At 63.1% G+C, this 16,583-nt stretch carries 17 protein-coding genes and 1 pseudogene; 13 read left to right on the plus strand and 5 right to left on the minus strand.

Translation table 11 applies throughout. The annotated features are described in order from the left end of the window. Positions 1-61 precede the first annotated feature (61 nt). The 3 genes and pseudogenes from EJ068_RS06530 (at position 62) to EJ068_RS06540 (ending at position 3,597) form a co-directional block, all read left to right on the plus strand. A complete protein-coding gene (locus tag EJ068_RS06530) occupies positions 62-1,843 on the plus strand; it encodes a hypothetical protein (protein WP_127252489.1) in 1,782 nt (593 codons plus the stop codon). Positions 1,844-2,202: 359 nt separating this feature from the next. Further along, positions 2,203-2,778 (plus strand): annotated as a pseudogene (locus tag EJ068_RS06535) (alpha/beta fold hydrolase); the annotation flags it as partial. A 201-nt stretch (positions 2,779-2,979) separates the two neighbouring features. Continuing rightward, complete coding sequence (locus EJ068_RS06540; RefSeq protein ID WP_127252487.1) at positions 2,980-3,597, plus strand: hypothetical protein; 618 nt, start codon at positions 2,980-2,982, stop codon at positions 3,595-3,597. On the opposite strand, the gene EJ068_RS06545 is transcribed toward EJ068_RS06540, so the two are convergent. Next, on the minus strand, positions 3,587-4,519 hold the full coding sequence (locus EJ068_RS06545) for a metallophosphoesterase (RefSeq protein WP_127252486.1): 933 nt from the start codon (positions 4,517-4,519) through the stop codon (positions 3,587-3,589). The two genes, EJ068_RS06540 and EJ068_RS06545, sit on opposite strands and share 11 nt — an antisense overlap. Before the next feature lie 68 nt (positions 4,520-4,587). Between EJ068_RS06545 and EJ068_RS06550 the strand changes: the two genes are divergently transcribed. Continuing rightward, positions 4,588-5,091, plus strand: coding sequence for an NUDIX domain-containing protein (locus EJ068_RS06550; RefSeq protein ID WP_127252485.1), 504 nt, complete (start codon positions 4,588-4,590; stop codon positions 5,089-5,091). Here the strand turns inward: EJ068_RS06550 and EJ068_RS06555 are convergent, their stop codons facing one another. Beyond that, complete coding sequence (locus EJ068_RS06555) at positions 5,092-6,078, minus strand: glutathione S-transferase family protein (RefSeq protein WP_127386082.1); 987 nt, start codon at positions 6,076-6,078, stop codon at positions 5,092-5,094. 291 nt (positions 6,079-6,369) lie between these two features. On the opposite strand from EJ068_RS06555, the gene EJ068_RS06560 reads away from it, so the two are divergent. The 6 genes from EJ068_RS06560 (at position 6,370) to EJ068_RS06585 (ending at position 11,111) form a co-directional block, all read left to right on the plus strand. Continuing rightward, positions 6,370-6,975, plus strand: coding sequence for an N-acetyltransferase (locus EJ068_RS06560; protein ID WP_127250712.1), 606 nt, complete (start codon positions 6,370-6,372; stop codon positions 6,973-6,975). Positions 6,976-7,002: 27 nt separating this feature from the next. Then, entirely contained in the window at positions 7,003-7,764 is a 762-nt protein-coding gene (locus EJ068_RS06565; protein ID WP_127250711.1) for a 3-hydroxyacyl-CoA dehydrogenase, read from the plus strand. 4 nt (positions 7,765-7,768) lie between these two features. After that, a complete protein-coding gene (locus EJ068_RS06570; protein WP_127250710.1) occupies positions 7,769-8,956 on the plus strand; it encodes a CaiB/BaiF CoA-transferase family protein in 1,188 nt (395 codons plus the stop codon). 36 nt (positions 8,957-8,992) lie between these two features. After that, positions 8,993-9,763: a HugZ family protein gene (locus EJ068_RS06575; RefSeq protein WP_127250709.1), complete on the plus strand. Its 771-nt coding sequence runs from the start codon at positions 8,993-8,995 to the stop codon at positions 9,761-9,763. A 159-nt stretch (positions 9,764-9,922) separates the two neighbouring features. After that, on the plus strand, positions 9,923-10,261 hold the full coding sequence (locus EJ068_RS06580; protein ID WP_127250708.1) for a metalloregulator ArsR/SmtB family transcription factor: 339 nt from the start codon (positions 9,923-9,925) through the stop codon (positions 10,259-10,261). Between the two features lie 52 nt (positions 10,262-10,313). After that, positions 10,314-11,111: an RNA methyltransferase gene (locus EJ068_RS06585; protein WP_127250707.1), complete on the plus strand. Its 798-nt coding sequence runs from the start codon at positions 10,314-10,316 to the stop codon at positions 11,109-11,111. Between the two features lie 174 nt (positions 11,112-11,285). Here the strand turns inward: EJ068_RS06585 and EJ068_RS06590 are convergent, their stop codons facing one another. After that, entirely contained in the window at positions 11,286-12,428 is a 1,143-nt protein-coding gene (locus tag EJ068_RS06590) for a hypothetical protein (RefSeq protein WP_127250706.1), read from the minus strand. A gap of 133 nt (positions 12,429-12,561) precedes the next feature. After that, a complete protein-coding gene (locus tag EJ068_RS06595; protein WP_245463440.1) occupies positions 12,562-13,098 on the minus strand; it encodes an EipA family protein in 537 nt (178 codons plus the stop codon). A 384-nt stretch (positions 13,099-13,482) separates the two neighbouring features. On the opposite strand from EJ068_RS06595, the gene EJ068_RS06600 reads away from it, so the two are divergent. Together EJ068_RS06600 and EJ068_RS06605 are read left to right on the plus strand one after the other, a co-directional pair. Beyond that, on the plus strand, positions 13,483-14,112 hold the full coding sequence (locus tag EJ068_RS06600; protein ID WP_127250704.1) for a histidine phosphotransferase family protein: 630 nt from the start codon (positions 13,483-13,485) through the stop codon (positions 14,110-14,112). A gap of 429 nt (positions 14,113-14,541) precedes the next feature. Continuing rightward, positions 14,542-14,910, plus strand: a complete 369-nt coding sequence (locus EJ068_RS06605) for a response regulator (RefSeq protein ID WP_126064597.1) — start codon at positions 14,542-14,544, stop codon at positions 14,908-14,910. A 68-nt stretch (positions 14,911-14,978) separates the two neighbouring features. Here EJ068_RS06605 and ctrA read toward each other — a convergent pair whose 3' ends face one another. Next, the gene (ctrA, locus tag EJ068_RS06610) at positions 14,979-15,674 is read right to left on the minus strand and encodes a cell cycle two-component system response regulator CtrA (protein WP_006203583.1); all 696 of its coding nucleotides are present in this window, start codon (positions 15,672-15,674) and stop codon (positions 14,979-14,981) included. A 449-nt stretch (positions 15,675-16,123) separates the two neighbouring features. On the opposite strand from ctrA, the gene EJ068_RS06615 reads away from it, so the two are divergent. Further along, positions 16,124-16,501 carry a flagellar export protein FliJ gene (locus tag EJ068_RS06615; RefSeq protein WP_126064596.1) on the plus strand — a complete coding sequence of 126 codons (378 nt, stop codon included), beginning with the start codon at positions 16,124-16,126 and terminating at the stop codon, positions 16,499-16,501. Positions 16,502-16,583 lie beyond the last annotated feature (82 nt).

Below are 16,583 nucleotides of genomic sequence, written 5' to 3' on the forward strand. Positions count from 1 at the left end.
CGCCGGCGCGAGCGCTATATTATCGCGCCCTAACCTGTGCCGAGTTCGGAAGGATCGACACTTGGAGCATGCCCCGCCTGCCGCCCCCGCAGTGCGCGAGACATTGGAGCGACTGCTTGCCAGCGAGACGTTCGGACGATCCGAGCGTGCCCGCAGGCTTTTACGCTACCTGGTAGAGCGCGAGCAGGCTGGCGAGGCGGACAGGCTGAAGGGCGTTTCCATCGCCATGGACGTCTTCGGCAAGGACGGCGATTTCGACGCCTCCACCGACGCCGTGGTCAGGGTTCAGGCCGGTCGCCTACGCGAGCTCCTGGATCAGTACTTTGCCAATGAAGGCATCGCCGAACCGGTGCGTATCGCGATCCCGCGCGGCGGCTATGTCCCCTCCTATGAGCTGAACGCAATCCGCCTGCCCGGTGACGCAAGGTCCGCCACCGGCAACATCGCGCGCCAACCCCTGGCATCGGCCGAAGCCGCTCCGGCGGCCGACTATCTCGACAGCCCGACATCGGACGAACCCGTGCCGTTTATGGCGCCGGCCGCGCCTGCACAATCACTGACGCGGCAACTGCGATTCTTCTGGGCTGCCATGGTTCTGGTCATTGCCATGCTCGGCGTGCTCATCTTTCGCCAAGGCGATGCCTTGCTCGGCGGCGGCGACACGGCGGTCGAAACGGCGGGCATCGCCGGAACCACCGCCCAGTCAGTATTCGACTCCTTGCCGCTCATCTACATTGCCATGAACGCCGATGGAGCAGAGGCAGCTCGCGTCGCATCGTCGTTGCGCGCCGGTCTTGCCGGTTTCGACACCATCGACTTCATCGGGCGCGCTCCGGATTCAACGCGCGATCAATCGGCCGACCCGATCAGTTTCGTCTTCGATATTGTTCCCGGCCCCGCCGCCGGCGACGTCACGGTCGAGCTGCAAAGCGTCGCGACCGGTCGGGTTCTGCTGTCGCGCAACCTGACATCGGCCGAAACCGCGCCCGGCGCGGTTGAAAGCAACATCGCCAGCCTTCTGACATCGACCATTCCCGCTTCCGGCGCGATCTACAGCTACATCGACCAGAGCGACCTCAGGACCAGCCAGATCGGGTGCCTGTTGCTCGACGACCGCTACTTTCTCGACATGAACGCCCAGTCGCACGAGGTTGCGTATCGCTGCCTGGAGAAGCTTGCCGCCGCAGGCACCAAATCGTCGCTCGTCTATGCGGAACTGGCCGCGCTTCATGGAGAGGCCGTCACCGCCCACTATCCTTATCCGCCAGATGCGACGCTCGAAAAGGCCATGTCGCTTGCGCACCGCGCCGTTCAGATGGGGCCTATGAACCCGCACGCGCATCGTGCCCTCGGCTACCTCAACTCGCGCCTCGGCAACGCGGACGAAGCGATCCGCTTGACGCGCAAGGCCTACGAACTCAACCCATATGATCTCGGCATGGCCGCCGCCTATGGCTATGGGCTGATCTTCGCCGGCAAGTATGATGAGGGAACGCCGATCCTGGGCCACGCGGTCGAGGCCTTCAGCGGCCATCCGACCTGGTGGGATTATGGCCTGTTCGTCGGCGCCTTCATGCAGGGCGATATGAAGAAGGCCGCCATCGCCAGCGAGTCGCTGCGCACGACGGCATCCAAGTCGCATTATCTGGCCGCGCGCCTGATCGGCGCCAGGCTTTCGGGCCGCGACAAGCTGGCGGGCGAGCTTGCCAACGAGCTCATCGCCGAATTCCCGAAATTCGCCGCCGACCCGCGCGCGACGTTCGTCGACCGCAAATATCCCGCGGATCTCACCGATCGGCTAGTGCAATCCTTGCGTGCCGCCGGCATCGGCAATCCGACCTAGAGTTAATGTGAAGCGGTTTTCCGTCTGAAATTGCGGAATCGCATCAAGACTAGGACATAGGCACACCTTACGCCCGTGTTTGGGCCACCTGATCGCAGCAGCGGAAGTATCACGCTGTGATCCGACACCTATTAGGACGGGTTTCCACGTCGAGCGCCTGACGGAGCGCTTCGGTCGCGAAAATTTTACTAGCCACAGGTCTGGATCAGGAGCAATTCAGCCACAATTTCTGATTGCTGCCTGCTCACCGCTCCTTTTTCATGCTTCCACTCCCTTATGCCGTCGAGGCCGGCGCTGGTCCGAGGACGATCGTCTTTCTGCATGGCTTTGGAGCCTGCCGTGAGATCTGGCGTGACGTCATGGCACCGCTGGCGGCCGAGGCGAGAATATTGGCCTACGATCTGCCGGGCCATGGTCATTCGCTGCAATGCGAGGGCATGGGCGGGGCCAAGCCGGCCGCGCGGGCCATCCTCGCCGATCTTGCCGCCCGTCAGCTGGCCAAGGTCCATCTCGTCGGTCATTCCATGGGCGGCGCGATTGCGACATTGATGGCGCTAGCCGATCCTGGCAGGGTGGCTTCGCTCACGCTGTTGGCGCCCGGCGGCTTCGGCCCGGAGATCAACGCAGCCCTGCTGCGCCGCTATGCGGCGGCTTCCGGCAGGAAGCAGATCCGCGCCAGCCTTGCGGCCATGTCGGCCCCGCGCAGCGTGCCGCCTGACCACGTGGTGGATGCGCTTTGCCTCATGCGCGAACAGCCCGGCCAGTTGCAGACCTTGATCGATATGGCGGCCGCGATAACCAAGGATGAGCGGCAAGGTGTCATCCCTCGAGCGCAGCTCGATGCGCTCGACATGCCGGTGATGGTTGTTTGGGGAGCGGAGGATCCGCTCCTGCCTGTCGGGCAGGCCGAGGCCCTGCCGTCGCATTTCCATCTGCACCATGTCCTTGACGCGGGTCACATGCTGGTCGAGGAGGCTCCGGACCTGATTGCCGAGATCGTGCGTCGCAACACGCGACGGGGGCCAGGCGACAACGACCGGTGTACGGGGCGGCAGCAAGCTGACCGGCGCTATCATTCAGTGCATTTTGCCGGCGATTGTGTTAACTCGCTGTTAACCAACAGCGAGACAGCCGCCATGAAGGATGCAGGCGACATAATCACCCCGATCGAGCCATCGCGAAAGCTTTCGGATGCCATACGCGACGTCAAGAACGCCTTCGCCGACCGCGATGACGTGGTTGTCGACATGCGCGAGGCGCACCGCATGCGGCTCGATCTGCTGGCAGCCGAGCTTGCCTCCGTCTTTGCCGATGTCCCGGCTGACATGGACAGCTTCGACTTCGCCGTCTCGTCGGGCCTGCAGCCGCGGCTATGGATCGATGCGGTGAGCCACGTCGCCATGGGACGCGACCGCCGAACCTACCGCTTCCTCAAGGACACGCGCGTCGGCCGCGTGGTGCTGGCTGAATCGACCGAGATGAAAGCCGTCGCCGATGCTGTCACGCGCTACGTGGCCGAACGTGTCGTCGAGCGGCAGCACATGATGGAGGGCGGCATGGAAAGAGCCGTTCCCGGCCTGCATCGTCACGTGGTCCAGGAAGCGGAGCCGCCCATCCGATCCGAAACCGGCCGCAACGGCTGGACGACCTTCTTCGCCGGCCTCGGCCTGATCGCCGCCGGCGCCCTTGTCGGCCTGGCGGTTTCGCTGGTCTTGTTCTGGGACCGCATCATGCAGATGAAGATCAGCTTCTGACGAGTTGGCGCCCGTCTGCCGGCACGTCGAGGTCCATGCTTTGGAGGTCCGACGGCGGCATGGCCGGTCCGGTCAGCCCGCGCCGGGTCAGGCGCAGGCGCCAGTTGCCCCTTTCACCACCGATTTCGAACATGTTGTACTGCGCCGCCGGATGTTTGCCACCCGGCGCCTGGCCGGCGGCGGCGACCCCTACCACCGGCACCTTGGCGCCGCGTGCACCGATGGCGAACAAGGACGGCAGGTGCGAGTGACCGTGCAGGACGAGTTCCGCGCCATGCCGGCGGACGACCTTGTGGAACCGGGCAATGCCGAACAGCCGCTTGTGCTGCGGGACTGCGCCGCGCACCGGCGGGTGGTGGATCATGATGATCCGGAAGAGTCCCTGTTTGACCGTATCATCGAGGACCTTGCCGAGCCGTTCGGCCTGCCCTTCCATGAAGAAGCCGTTGGCCATGAAGGGTGCGGTGGCGCGCGCCGTGGTGACGCCGATCAGCGCGACATTGCCGCGCACGCGCAGATACGGAAAGGAATTGCGGTCGACCGGACTGTTGACGCCGTCGCCCGTCATCCAGGGAGCCCAGGCTCGGCAGACCTTGTCGAAGGCGCCCGGCACATAGGCATCGTGATTGCCGGGGACCACGGAAACGTCGTGCGGCGATCCGAGCGTCTCCAGCCAGTGCTTGGCCATCTCGATTTCGCCGTCGAGTGCCAGGTTGACGAGGTCTCCGGTGACGGCGAGATGGTCCGGTGCGTTCGCCTTGATGTCGGCGACGATTGTGTCGATGACGGCATCATGCATATGGCGGCGTCGGTTGCGCTGCCAGTTGACATAGCCCAGCACGCGCTTGGACGCGAGGTCGCGATAGGTTACATCGGGCAGCGGTCCCAGATGAGCATCGGAAATATGCGTGAGCCTGAACATGACCCCTTCTTAAGCGACGCTGGCGAGGCTTTCCACTCACCCTTTGCTGTTCGCCCAGGGATCGTTCGATGACCGGCACAGACGATCCGGAAGAGGCGTTCCGCCAGACCGGCTGGCCGGGCCTGCGCGCGAGGCTCTTTCATTTTTACTTCGTGCTGCGCCGCCCAATGACGCTCGGCGTGCGTGGCCTGGTTTATGAGCGTGCCTCCAATTCCGTCTTCCTGATCCGCCACACCTATGTTCCAGGCTGGCAGTTGCCCGGCGGCGGCGTCGAGTCCGGCGAGACGCTCGAGGAAGCGTTGACGCGCGAGCTGGCCGAGGAAGGCAACATCGCGCTGCTCGCGCCGCCGGTGCTGAGGTCGATGCATTTCAACCGTCGCTCCAGCAAGCGCGACCATGTCGGCCTTTATCTGATCGAAGCCTTCAGCCAAACCGCGCCGAAACTGCCCGACCATGAGATCGCCGAGGCCGGCTTCTTCCCGATCGATCGCTTGCCGGAAGGCGCGACCCCGGCGACAAGACGACGGATAGCAGAGATTTTTGGCGGGGAGCGCATCTCACCCTACTGGTAATCACGCCGCCTTCCTGAACCTGGCCCGGTCATGCGGCGCGGCATAGTCGAGTTCCGGCCCCACTGGAACGATCCCCGTCGGGTTGATCGATTTGTGGCTGCCGTAGTAGTGCGCCTTGATGTGGTGCAGGTTGACCGTGCCTGACACACCGGGCACCTGATAGAGATCGCGCAAATAATTCGACAGGTTCGGGTAGTCGGCGATGCGGCGCAGATTGCATTTGAAGTGGCCGACATAGACCGGATCGAAACGCACCAGCGTCGTGAACAGCCGCCAATCGGCCTCGGTGATGTGTTCGCCGGCCAGATAGCGCTGTCGCGACAGCCGCTCCTCGATCGCATCGAGCGCCTGGAACAATTCGCCGAAAGCTTCCTTATAGGCTTCCTGCGTGGTGGCGAAGCCGGCGCGATAAACGCCGTTGTTGATTGCCGGGTAGACCTGCGCATTGATCCTGTCGATCTCCGCGCGCAGCGCGGCAGGATAGAAGTCGAGACCCGCATCGCCCCATTGGTCGAAGGCGGTGTTGAGCATCCGGATGATTTCGGAGGACTCGTTGTTGACGATCGTCTGTTCCTGCTTGTCCCACAGCACCGGCACCGTCACGCGGCCGGAATAGGCCGGATCGGCCCTGGTGTAGATCTGGTGCAGGAAATCGAGGTCGTAGAGCGTGTCGCCCGTGGCGCCGTCCTCGGCTTTGAAGGTCCATCCGTTTTCGCCCATGAAGTGGTGCACCACCGATACCGAGATGATGCCGTCGAGCTTCTTCAGGGCACGGAAGATCAAGGTGCGGTGTGCCCATGGGCAGGCGAGCGAGACATAGAGGTGATAACGGCCGGGCTCCGCCTTGAAGCCCCGCCTGCGGCCCTGCGCCGGACGGCCGTCACGCGTGATCCAGTCGCGCCATTGCGACTCTCTGCGTATGAACCGTCCGCCGCTGTCCGTCTCGAACGGGCGGTCCTGCCATTTGCCTTCGATCAGCAATCCCATGCGGAAATCTCCCTGCGGTTCGCAACAATCTAGGCCGATAGCCGGGTTGGCGAAGCCCTTCGACGCTGAACAGTTCGTCAAATGACAAACCAGTTCGTCGAATGGCACAAAGAAACACGAAAAGCGCCGATTGCAGCGGCACAAAATTGGTGCTAGCGGAGGCGCCCATGTTCGACTTTGCCTCGATCCGGTTCGACCGACGACGAAAGGGCGCCCGCGCTTAACAAGCGCTGACTGGCGAACGCTGCCGCTTTGCAGCAAACCTTCCTCGCATGCCGGAACGCAAAGACCATGAGCCTTGCCGACGTGAAATACCTGCCGGAAACCCCGGCCCATGATGCTGAAATCGAAGCCATCAACGACGAGGCCTTCGGCCCGGGCCGCTTCGTGCTTGCCGCCTACAAGATCCGCGAGTCGGGCGGGCACGACCGCTCGATGTCCTATGTCGCCGTCAAGGACGATACGGTGATCGCTTCGGTGCGCATGACGCGCGTGGCCGCGGGCGCGGGACGCGCCATGATGCTCGGCCCGCTTGCGGTGCGCCCCGCCTTCAAGAATGTGGGCATCGGCCGCAAGCTGGTCGCGATCGCGCTGGAAGCGGCCAGGAAGGCCGGCGCGCCTGCCGTCATCCTGGTCGGCGACGAGCCGTATTATGGGCCGCTCGGCTTCAGGCGCTTCCCGCGCGGGCAGATCACCATGCCGCGCCCGGTCGATCTCGACCGGCTGCTGCATCACGAGATCAAGCCGGGCGCAGTCGCCCGCTTTGCCGGTGAGGTCTGCCACGCCAGCATGGCGAGGGTCGCGGAATTTGCCCCGGCTCTGGCGCGGCCGGCCAGCAATGCGCAGCTATCGATCGAGCCGGCCATTGCGGTTGCGCCTCCCCTGCGCGCCTCGTAGCATAATCCGGAATCCTGGGAGGCTTGCATGAACCCGAACGGCCAGATCGCGATCGTAACCGGTGGCGGATCGGGTCTTGGCGAGGCGACGGCGCGCGCGCTTGCCGACAAGGGCGCCCACGTCGCCATCCTCGATGTCGGCATCGAGCGCGCGGCGAAGGTCGCGGCCGACATCGGCGGCATTGCCGTCCAATGCGACGTCTCTAGCGGGGACAGCGCCACGGTCGCGATCGCCGAAGTAGCTGCAAAGCTTGGTCAACCGCGCATCCTGGTCAATTGCGCCGGCATCGCCATCGGTGTGAAGACGATCGGCAAGGACGGACCGCATCCGCTCGACCAGTACCGCAAGGTTATCGAGATCAACCTGATCGGCACGTTCAACATGATCCGCCTCGTTGCCGATCGGGCGGCGCAGCTCGATCCGCTTGCCGGGGGCGAGCGCGGCGTCATCGTCAACACCGCCTCCGTTGCCGCCTATGACGGCCAGATCGGGCAAGCCGCCTATTCCGGTTCCAAGGGCGGCGTCGTCGGCATGACGCTGCCGGTCGCGCGCGATCTGGCGCGCTCCGGCATTCGCGTCTGCACCATCGCGCCCGGCATCTTCAAGACGCCGATGATGGCCGGCATGCCACAGGACGTGCAGGATTCACTCGGCGCCGCCGTGCCCTTCCCGCCGCGGCTCGGCGAGCCGGCGGAATATGCCGCCCTTGCCCTCCACATCATCGAGAACCAGATGCTGAACGGCGAGACCATCCGCCTCGATGGCGCAATCCGCATGGCGCCGAAATAGCGGGATGACGGGATCGCCGACAGGTGCCGGTGTTTCCACCGAAAGGACAGGCCCGCTTGCGGGCCTGAAGGTCATCGAGATGGCCGGGCTCGGCCCGGTGCCGCTTGCCGCCCTGATGCTGGCCGAGATGGGCGCCGACGTGCTGCGCATCGAACGCGCCGATGCCGGCCAGCCGCTTCTGAACCTGCCGGAAGAATACGACCTCGACCGCCACGGCCGTTCCATCCTCAAGCTCGACCTCAAGCGTCCGGCGGGCGCGGAGCTGTTGCTTCGGCTCGCGGCATGGGCCGACTTGCTTGTCGAAGGGTTCCGCCCCGGTGTGATGAAGCGCCTCGGCCTAGGGCCCGATATCCTGCTCCAACACAATCCGGCGCTGATCTATGGCCGCCTGACCGGTTTCGGCCAAGACGGGCCGCTGTCCGGGCGAGCCGGGCACGACATCACCTATCTCGCTTATGCGGGCCTGCTGCACGCGATCGGCAGGAAGGACACGCCGCCGGTGCCGCCGCTCAATCTCCTCGCGGATCAAGGTGGCGGCGCGATGATGCTGATTGCCGGCGCGCTCGCCGCCCTTTTCCAGCGTTCGGTGACCGGAAAGGGTCAGGTGGTCGACGCCTCGATGATCGAGGGGGCCTCAATGCTCGCCGCACCGATCCACGCTTACATGGCGGCGGGCCTGTGGAGCGACAGGCGCGGCGAGAACCTGCTCGATTCCGGCGCGCCGTTTTACGACACCTATGAGACGGCGGACGCGAGGCACATTGCCGTTGGCTGCCTCGAACCGCGCTTCTTCGGCGAATTCGCCAGGCTGCTGCCGCTCGCCGGGCATTTTGTTGGCAGCCAATATGACAGATCGTTGTGGCCCGCGATGCGCGCCGCCATTGCCGAGCGGGTCAGGGAGAAAACGCGCGACGAGTGGGCCGAGCTTTTCGCCACGTCCGATGCCTGTGTCGCGCCCGTGCTGTCGCTGGTCGAAGCCAGGAACCACCCGCACAATCGCGCCAGGCAAAGCTTTGTGACGTCTGGCGGGTTCGAGCGCCCCGCGCCGGCGCCGCGTTTCTCGCAGGACCCGGCAGCGGCTGCGGCAGCACCGGCCGCCGCCGATCGCGAGAGCGCAAGCATATTGGCCCGTCTTGGCTTGAGCCAGGAGGAAATCGCGGCCCTTGCAAAGGCGGGTGTACTCGGCCGATAACCGGAGAATAGAAATCAACTTATCTCGGGTGAGCTTGTGACCGAACGGAAAAAAGATGTCATTCGCGAGACCGACGCCGAAGCGATCAGGCTGGCGAAAACCCTGATCCGATCGGCGCGTTTCGGCGCGCTCGCGGTTATCGAGCCCGGCACCGGCTCGCCGCTGGCGAGCCGGGTCGGCGTCGCCACCGACATCGACGGCGCGCCGCTGATCCTGGTCTCGATGCTGTCCGCGCACACCGGTGCGCTTGTCGCCGATCCGCGCTGCTCGCTGCTGCTTGGCGAACCCGGCAAGGGCGATCCGCTGGCGCATCCGCGCATCAGCCTGGCCTGCCGGGCCGCGCGGCTGGAGCGGGGATCGGCCGACCAGATCCGAGCCGAACGCCGCTATCTCAATCGCAATCTGAAGGCCAAGCTTTATGCCGGGCTCGGCGATTTCTCGTTCTTCCGGCTCGAGCCTGGCCGCGCCAGCCTGAATGGCGGCTTCGGCAGGGCCTATCTTCTCGAGCGCGATGATTTCATCATCGGCGGCGCCCTTGTCGAGGAACTGGCCGGCAGCGAGCAGGCAGCACTCGATCACATGAATGCCGACCATCGCGACGCGATTGCCCTTTATGCCCGTCACTTCGGCCGCGCCGCGGGCGACGGCTGGACCGTCACCGGCTTCGATGCCGACGGCATGGATCTCGCCGCACCGGACGCGACCTGCAGGATCTTCTTTCCCCAGCCTTTGCAAGCCGCGCGCGAGTTGCGTTCGGTGCTCGTCGAGATGGCGAAGGCGGGACGCGCAGCAGAGCAAGAGCGATAGTTGATCGCGCGCCGGCGAAAGCAACGCTTGATAGTTAAACGAAATGATCTACCTTTGTTATGGCGCTGATTCAGCAGCGCCTGTCGACATCTGAACATTGTGGAATCAGGCGCCATTGCCCCCTGGCGCCAGGATGAGCCAGGACCCTTTGGGGGATCTATGATCTCAAACAAACTAATCGCCAATGCGGAATCGGCCGCCGCGTTTCTCACTCTCATGGGCAACGAAAAGCGCCTGCTGATCGTGGCCTATCTGATCGACGACGAAATGTCGGTCGGCGCCATCGCCGAAAAGGTGCAACTCAGCCAGTCCGCGCTGTCGCAGCATCTCGCCAAGCTGAGGGCGCTCGATCTTGTCGAGACCCGGCGCGACCGCCAGATGATCTACTATTCCTGCAAATCCGAAGCGGTGCGCGAATTGCTGCGTATGCTGGAAGGCATTTTCGGCGACGGCGATCTTTCGCAGATGGCCTATCGGTTGCGCCGCGCCGGGGCTTGACCCGCGGCGCCAGCGGCTCATTACCTCGCTGACCATCCTCGGCGAGGCCTGTATGAACATCATCCCTATCGACGACCCCCGGGACCCGCGCGTCGCCGCCTATCTCGACATCCGCGAGCGCGATCTCGTCGGCCGGCACGGCCGCTTCGTCGCCGAAGGCAAGGTGGTGCTGGACCTCTTGCTGTCGACAGGGCGCTTCGCCGCCGAGTCGGCCCTCATCCTCGAAAACCGGCTGGCGGGCCTGCAGCCGATCTTGCGCAAGGCGCCTTCGGATTTCCCGGTCTATGTCGCGGCCGGCGAGGTCATGGACCGGATCGCCGGCTTCCACATGCATCGCGGCGTCCTGGCGATCGGCATGCGCGGCGATGCGGCGCCCGCCGAACTTCTGGTGCAAGACTTGCCTCGGCAAGCCTTGGCCGTCGTCCTGGTCGGCATCTCCAATCATGACAATATGGGGGCGATTTTCCGCAATGCCGCGGCCTTCGGCGCAGACGCAGTGCTGCTAGACCGGACCTGCTGCGATCCGCTTTACCGCAAGGCGATCCGCGTTTCCGTCGGCGCGGCGCTGAAGGTTCCCTTCGCGTCCTTCAACGATACCGCAGCCTTCACCGGGACGCTCGACCAGCTTGGCTTCAGCCAGTTCGCGCTCTCGCCGCGTGGCGCAACCGACATCCGCGATGCGGAGCGGCCATCGAGGCTGGCGCTCTATCTCGGCACTGAAGGCGAAGGCCTGCCACAAGAGCTGCTTGCCAGACTGCACACGGTAAGGATCGCCATGGCGGAAGACTTCGACAGCCTGAACGTCGCGGCAGCTTCGGCCGTCGCCTTACATCACTTTTCAAACCGGTAGTGGCCCGACCTGAGCCCCAGCAGCTGCGGCGCTCGGAGGTGTGTTGAGATTCAAGTCAGGCCGAGAAAATGACGATTTCCGAGAACCGGAGCGGAGCGTACTTAACGTACGTGAGCACCGGAAGCGCAGGAAGCCGCTATTTGCAGGCCGGCCTCACCTGAATATCAACACACCTCAGCTGGACGAGCTGGCCTTCTGCAAAGCCCTCACGCGGTCGGCAAGGCTGATGCCCCGCCCATTCTGCTGCCCGTCACTCGCCAGGGCCTTGGCGATAGGGGAATCCGGCCCTTCGAGCTTCATCGTCAGATTGACGACCTCGGCCGCCAGCTCGTTCATCTGTTCGCGAAGGCCGGCGCCGGAGCGTGCGTCGCCTGCCGATTCCGGCATTGCTGTCCCCGAGTCGGCAAGATCGCTTTTCAGCCGCTTGTTCTCACGCGCCAGCGCCGTCAGCCTTGCCTCCAGCTGTTCCCGGTCGGCCTCGAGCTTGGCGATCGCCTTGTCGACATCGTCGCTTTTCGCATCCGGGCCGGCAGTCAGCCGCGCGACGCCGTTTGCCACGGCGGTCTCCTTCGAACGTTCGCGCATTCGAGCAAGGTCCTTCTCGCGCCGGTCGAGCTTCTCCTCACGATCGGCGAGCGTGGCGAGCAGCCGCTCCACCTTCTTCTCGAGCTCGGCCGTTTTCTTCTTCTCGACCTTCAACGCTTCGCGCGCAGCCTTGCTTTCCGAGGCGATTTCCTGGCTGTGGCGGTCCGCCTCCTTGCGCTGGCCCTTGAGCAACGCGATGTCGCTGGCGAGCTTTTCCAGCTCGGACTCGCGCGCAACCAGCTCGATCTGGCGGTTCGACGAGGAGAAACTGGCGTCATCATACATTTGCTCGAGCTTCTGCAGCTCCAGCGCGCGCTTCTCCAACGCCCGCTCGGCCTGCGCGTGCTTTTCCGAGAGGCGGTGCAAATCCTCCTCGCGCTGCCTGAGCTCCGCATTTTTGGTCTGCAAATCGGAGAGCGCCTGGTTCTTGTCCCTCGTTTCGACCGCGAGCCCCTTCAGGGCCTCGTGCCCGCGAGCGATCTCCACCAGTTGCTCGGCCACCTTCTCCTGCAGGTTCTTGACGGTTATCTCCAGCCGGCGCGTCGTCATTGCATATTCCGCCCGGACCCGGTCCTTGTCCGCCTGGATCTCGGCTTGTGTCAGCGGCAGCGACGCCTCCAGGCGTCTGCGCGTCAGCACGACGGCCCGCCGCCAGACCGCCGGCGCGATCAGCGACACCAGGAAAACGGCGCTCAGGAAACCGAGTGCGAAGAACAGAACCGACTGGACCAAGGCAGCTATCCACTTTGCGGAGCGGCAATCGCTGGATTGTGCCACCTTGGCATGGCGGAAATTCAACGCCGCGGCAAGAGCTTGCCGCGGCGTGATCAGCACGGTCCGAGCGATTGTAACGGGCAGAACCCGATCAGAACGGGTTCCAGGTCGGCCTTTCGGTGAGCTTCAGATAGCCGAGATTGACCCCGAGGCGGGCGCCGACGCCGGTGCGGATCGGCACCAGCAGCACGCGATTGCTCTGCAGCACGTTGAAGCCCACGCCGGCAATGACATAGGCGGAGCCCGCAACGCCGCCGAAGCGGTTGTAGAGGCTGCTGATGTCGTCGAGGTTGTAGACCAGCATCATCACCCGGGAGCCCTCGCCGCCGAAATCCCAGCCGAGCGACGGCCCTTGCCAGAATACCTTATGGTCGCCGGCGTTCTTGGTGTAGAGCGTCCCCTCGCCATAGGTCAGGCCGCCGATGAGGGCCCCGGATCCCTCCTCGCCCAGCAGGTAGCCGTTCGGCAGGCCGTAGGACGCGAATATCTTCTCGACGACTGTGGCCAAGCCACCGGATGTCTCGCCGAAGAATTTATGACCGGAATCGATGATTTCCTGAGCGGTGTACTGTTGAGCCCGCGATGCCGCGGTCGAAAGGACCAAAGCCCCCAGGAGTGTGATGGTCATGGTGAGGACACGGACGAATGTCCGGTCGTAGTATCGGGAAAACATGCTTCCAATCTCCGTCAGGGAGCACTTTCGCCGACGCCTCGCACCCTTGCGGCTCTTGGCGGCCGTTCAGGGTGGCTATCACGGGCAAACTATGCCGTAATCCTTTTTCAACCATTAAGCTCCGACACGAAGATGGCGGTTCGAAGGCTGAGCTTTGGTCCCGACCACCGGTTTTCCCCCCGTGAACGCACCATTTTCAGGCTCAGCAATTTGGATTTGTTGCTGCGCGCTCAGGCGCTGTGTATTCAGAAAGCCTTGGAAAGGCGCGTGATTCGTGTAGGCGGGCGCGAAAACGGTCGCTCGGCCATGAACAAGTGACTTGAAGCAGGGATTTCACCGATGGCCGAGCTCTTCACTCTTTCCGCGCCCGATCTCGCGGCGCTGCTTTGCAGCCGCGTCTGCCACGACATCATTTCGCCGGTCGGCGCAATCAACAATGGCCTGGAACTGCTCGACGAAGGCGGCGCCGACGAAGACGCCATGAAGCTCATTCGCCAGAGCGCCAAAAACGCCTCGGCGCGGCTGCAGTTTGCCCGTATCGCCTTCGGCGCCGCGGGCTCCGCCGGGATGATGATCGACACCGGTGATGCCGAGGCCGTGGCCATCGCCTTCTTGAAGAACGAAAAACCGGAACTTATATGGAACGGCTCGCGCGCGCTGCTGCCCAAGAACAAGGTCAAGCTGCTGCTCAACCTCATTCTTGTCGCCCATGCGGCGATCCCGCGCGGCGGCAAGCTGGTGATCACGCTGGAAAACCTCGAAACCGAACCGCGCTTTTCGCTGTCGGCCAGTGGACCGATGCTGCGCGTGCCGCCGAAATTCCTCGAACTGCATTCCGGGCATAAGCCCGAGGAGCCGATCGACGCCCACTCGGTCCAGCCTTACTACACGCTGCTCCTGGCGCGCGAGGCCAACATGACGATCTCGATCCACGCGACCCCCGAAGAGATCGTGCTGACGGCTGCCTAATGCATGTCTCCCGAAAGTGGGAACCGGTTTCGGGATAAAGACATGCGTAAAATCAAAAACCTAAAGCGCATGGAGCGAATCCGAAGGATCGCGACGCGCTTTAATGCATGTCGCCCAGAAGTGTGCGCGGTTCTGGGACAACGACATGCATCAAACAAAGACCTGAACCGCGTCGCCTGAATCCGGTTCAGCGCGACGCGCATTAAGAAAAATACAAGTATCTTTTATTGCCAATATTAGTGTTGGCAGTGCAGATCGAGCAATGCCGGCCGCGATCCATGTAACAGCGTCGTGGCCAAAAACCGCGCGATGCCCCTGTTTGGAAAAACTTTACCTAACGGCTTTTCAGCTTCTTTACCAGATTGGCCTATGGTGCTCACCGGTTACCCGGAGGCTGCCGGTTCGGCAGATGGCAAAGAGGATCCGGACATGAAGCGCTGCCTTTTCGTCGATGATTCGAGCGTCATCAGGAAGGTCGCAAAACGTATTCTTGGCGGCTCGGACATCATCGTCGTCGAGGCGTCGACCGGGGTCGAGGCTACCGAAATCTGCGCCGACGGCATGCCGGACGTCATTGTCATCGACGGCGGGCTGACCGACGTCCAGGCGGTGGACCTTATTCGCCGCATCCGCGCTATGGAAGCTCCCATCAAGCCCCAAATCCTGGTCTCGCTGGTCGAGGTCGATGTGGCCGCGATCATGCGCGCCAAGCGCGCCGGCGCTCAAGGTTATCTCCTGAAGCCCTTCAACCGCGCGCAACTGCTCGAAAGCTTCCGTTTCCTCAAGATCGCCGCCTGATTCGCAGGGCGCGGTCCAACAAAAAACCCGGCCTGAGCCGGGTTTTTGCTTGATATCGCTTGGATCGCTTACGCGCTGACGCGGATATCTTCCGGTTCGCGCAGCACATAGCCGCGGCCCCACACCGTCTCGATGTAGTTCTGGCCGCCGGATGCCGCGTCGAGCTTCTTGCGCAGCTTGCAGATGAAGACGTCGATGATCTTCAGCTCCGGCTCGTCCATGCCGCCGTAGAGATGGTTGAGGAACATTTCCTTGGTGAGCGTGGTGCCCTTGCGCAGCGAGAGCAGCTCCAGCATCTGATATTCCTTGCCGGTCAGGTGCACGCGCTGACCGCCGACCTCGACCGTCTTGGCGTCGAGATTGACCACCAGGTCGCCCGTGGTGATGACCGACTGGGCGTGGCCCTTGGAGCGACGCACAATGGCGTGGATGCGCGCCACCAGTTCGTCCTTGTGGAACGGCTTGGTCATATAATCGTCGGCGCCGAAGCCGAGGCCGCGCACCTTGTCCTCGATACCGGCCATGCCGGACAGGATCAGGATCGGCGTCTTGACCTTGGAGAGGCGCAGCGTGCGCAGGACTTCGTATCCCGACATGTCGGGAAGATTGAGATCCAGAAGGATGATGTCGTAATCGTAGAGCTTGCCGAGGTCGACACCTTCTTCGCCGAGATCGGTCGTATAGACGTTGAAGCTCTCCGATTTCAGCATCAATTCGATGCTCTGTGCGGTTGCACTGTCATCTTCAATCAGCAGAACACGCATTTCATTCCCCTTTTCTGCTGCCGGGCCGTCTCACGACCCGTCCGGGACCCGGAGCAGTGATTGCCTGAACAGAAGGTGCCACCGACTGGTTAACAAATCCTAATTTCGTGCCATACACGATACCAGATTTTTTAACCCCTTTCTACACCCACTTGAATCTAATAACGAATCACAGACGCAAACCGCTAATGCACCACATCAAAAAGTCAGCCTAAGTGACTCCAGAGACTCGCTGGCCCGGGCTTCCGCCGAGAGCCGGAATTTTTACCCGGCCTTAAGTCCTCGCCCGTATGATTAACAATGCCCGTAAACGAATGGTTACCGCCGGCGAAAATCTTTAGGGCTTTGTTTCCTATAGCCCAGGGAAAGCCGGGGGAAACGGGCGGCGCTTGGGTCGTTCCGGGCGGACTGGACGGTATTGCAGGTGTGCGTTTGCGGAGTATCGAATCATGAAGTCACGTGAAAACCTCGTTCGGCTGAAGCAATTTCAGGTGAATGAGAAGCGGCGGCAGCTCTTGCAGCTGGACATGATGATCGCCGAGTTCGAACGCATGGCCGTCGAGCTGGAAGCGCAGATCATCGCCGAGGAGAAAAAAGCCGGCATCACCGACATCAACCATTTCGCCTATCCGACCTTCGCCAAAGCGGCCCGCCTTCGCCGCGACAACCTTAGAAATTCGCAAAGCGACCTCGCCCAGCAGCGAAGCACCGCCGAATCATTACTCGGCGAAGCTGAAGCGGAGCTTTCCAAAGCGGAGATGCTGGAATCGCGCGACACCAAGATCCGCGACGCCGAAATAGGCGGCCGCAGCGCCATGATCGGCTGATCGCCGGCATATCGCAGTCATTGCGGCAGACATGCCGAGCCGGAGGATGCCGCCGGCAGCTTCAGCACCGCCAGCCGGTCGA

It is taken from the genome of Mesorhizobium sp. M2A.F.Ca.ET.043.02.1.1, from assembly GCF_003952405.1.
In the GTDB taxonomy this organism is placed as follows: Bacteria; Pseudomonadota; Alphaproteobacteria; order Rhizobiales; family Rhizobiaceae; genus Mesorhizobium.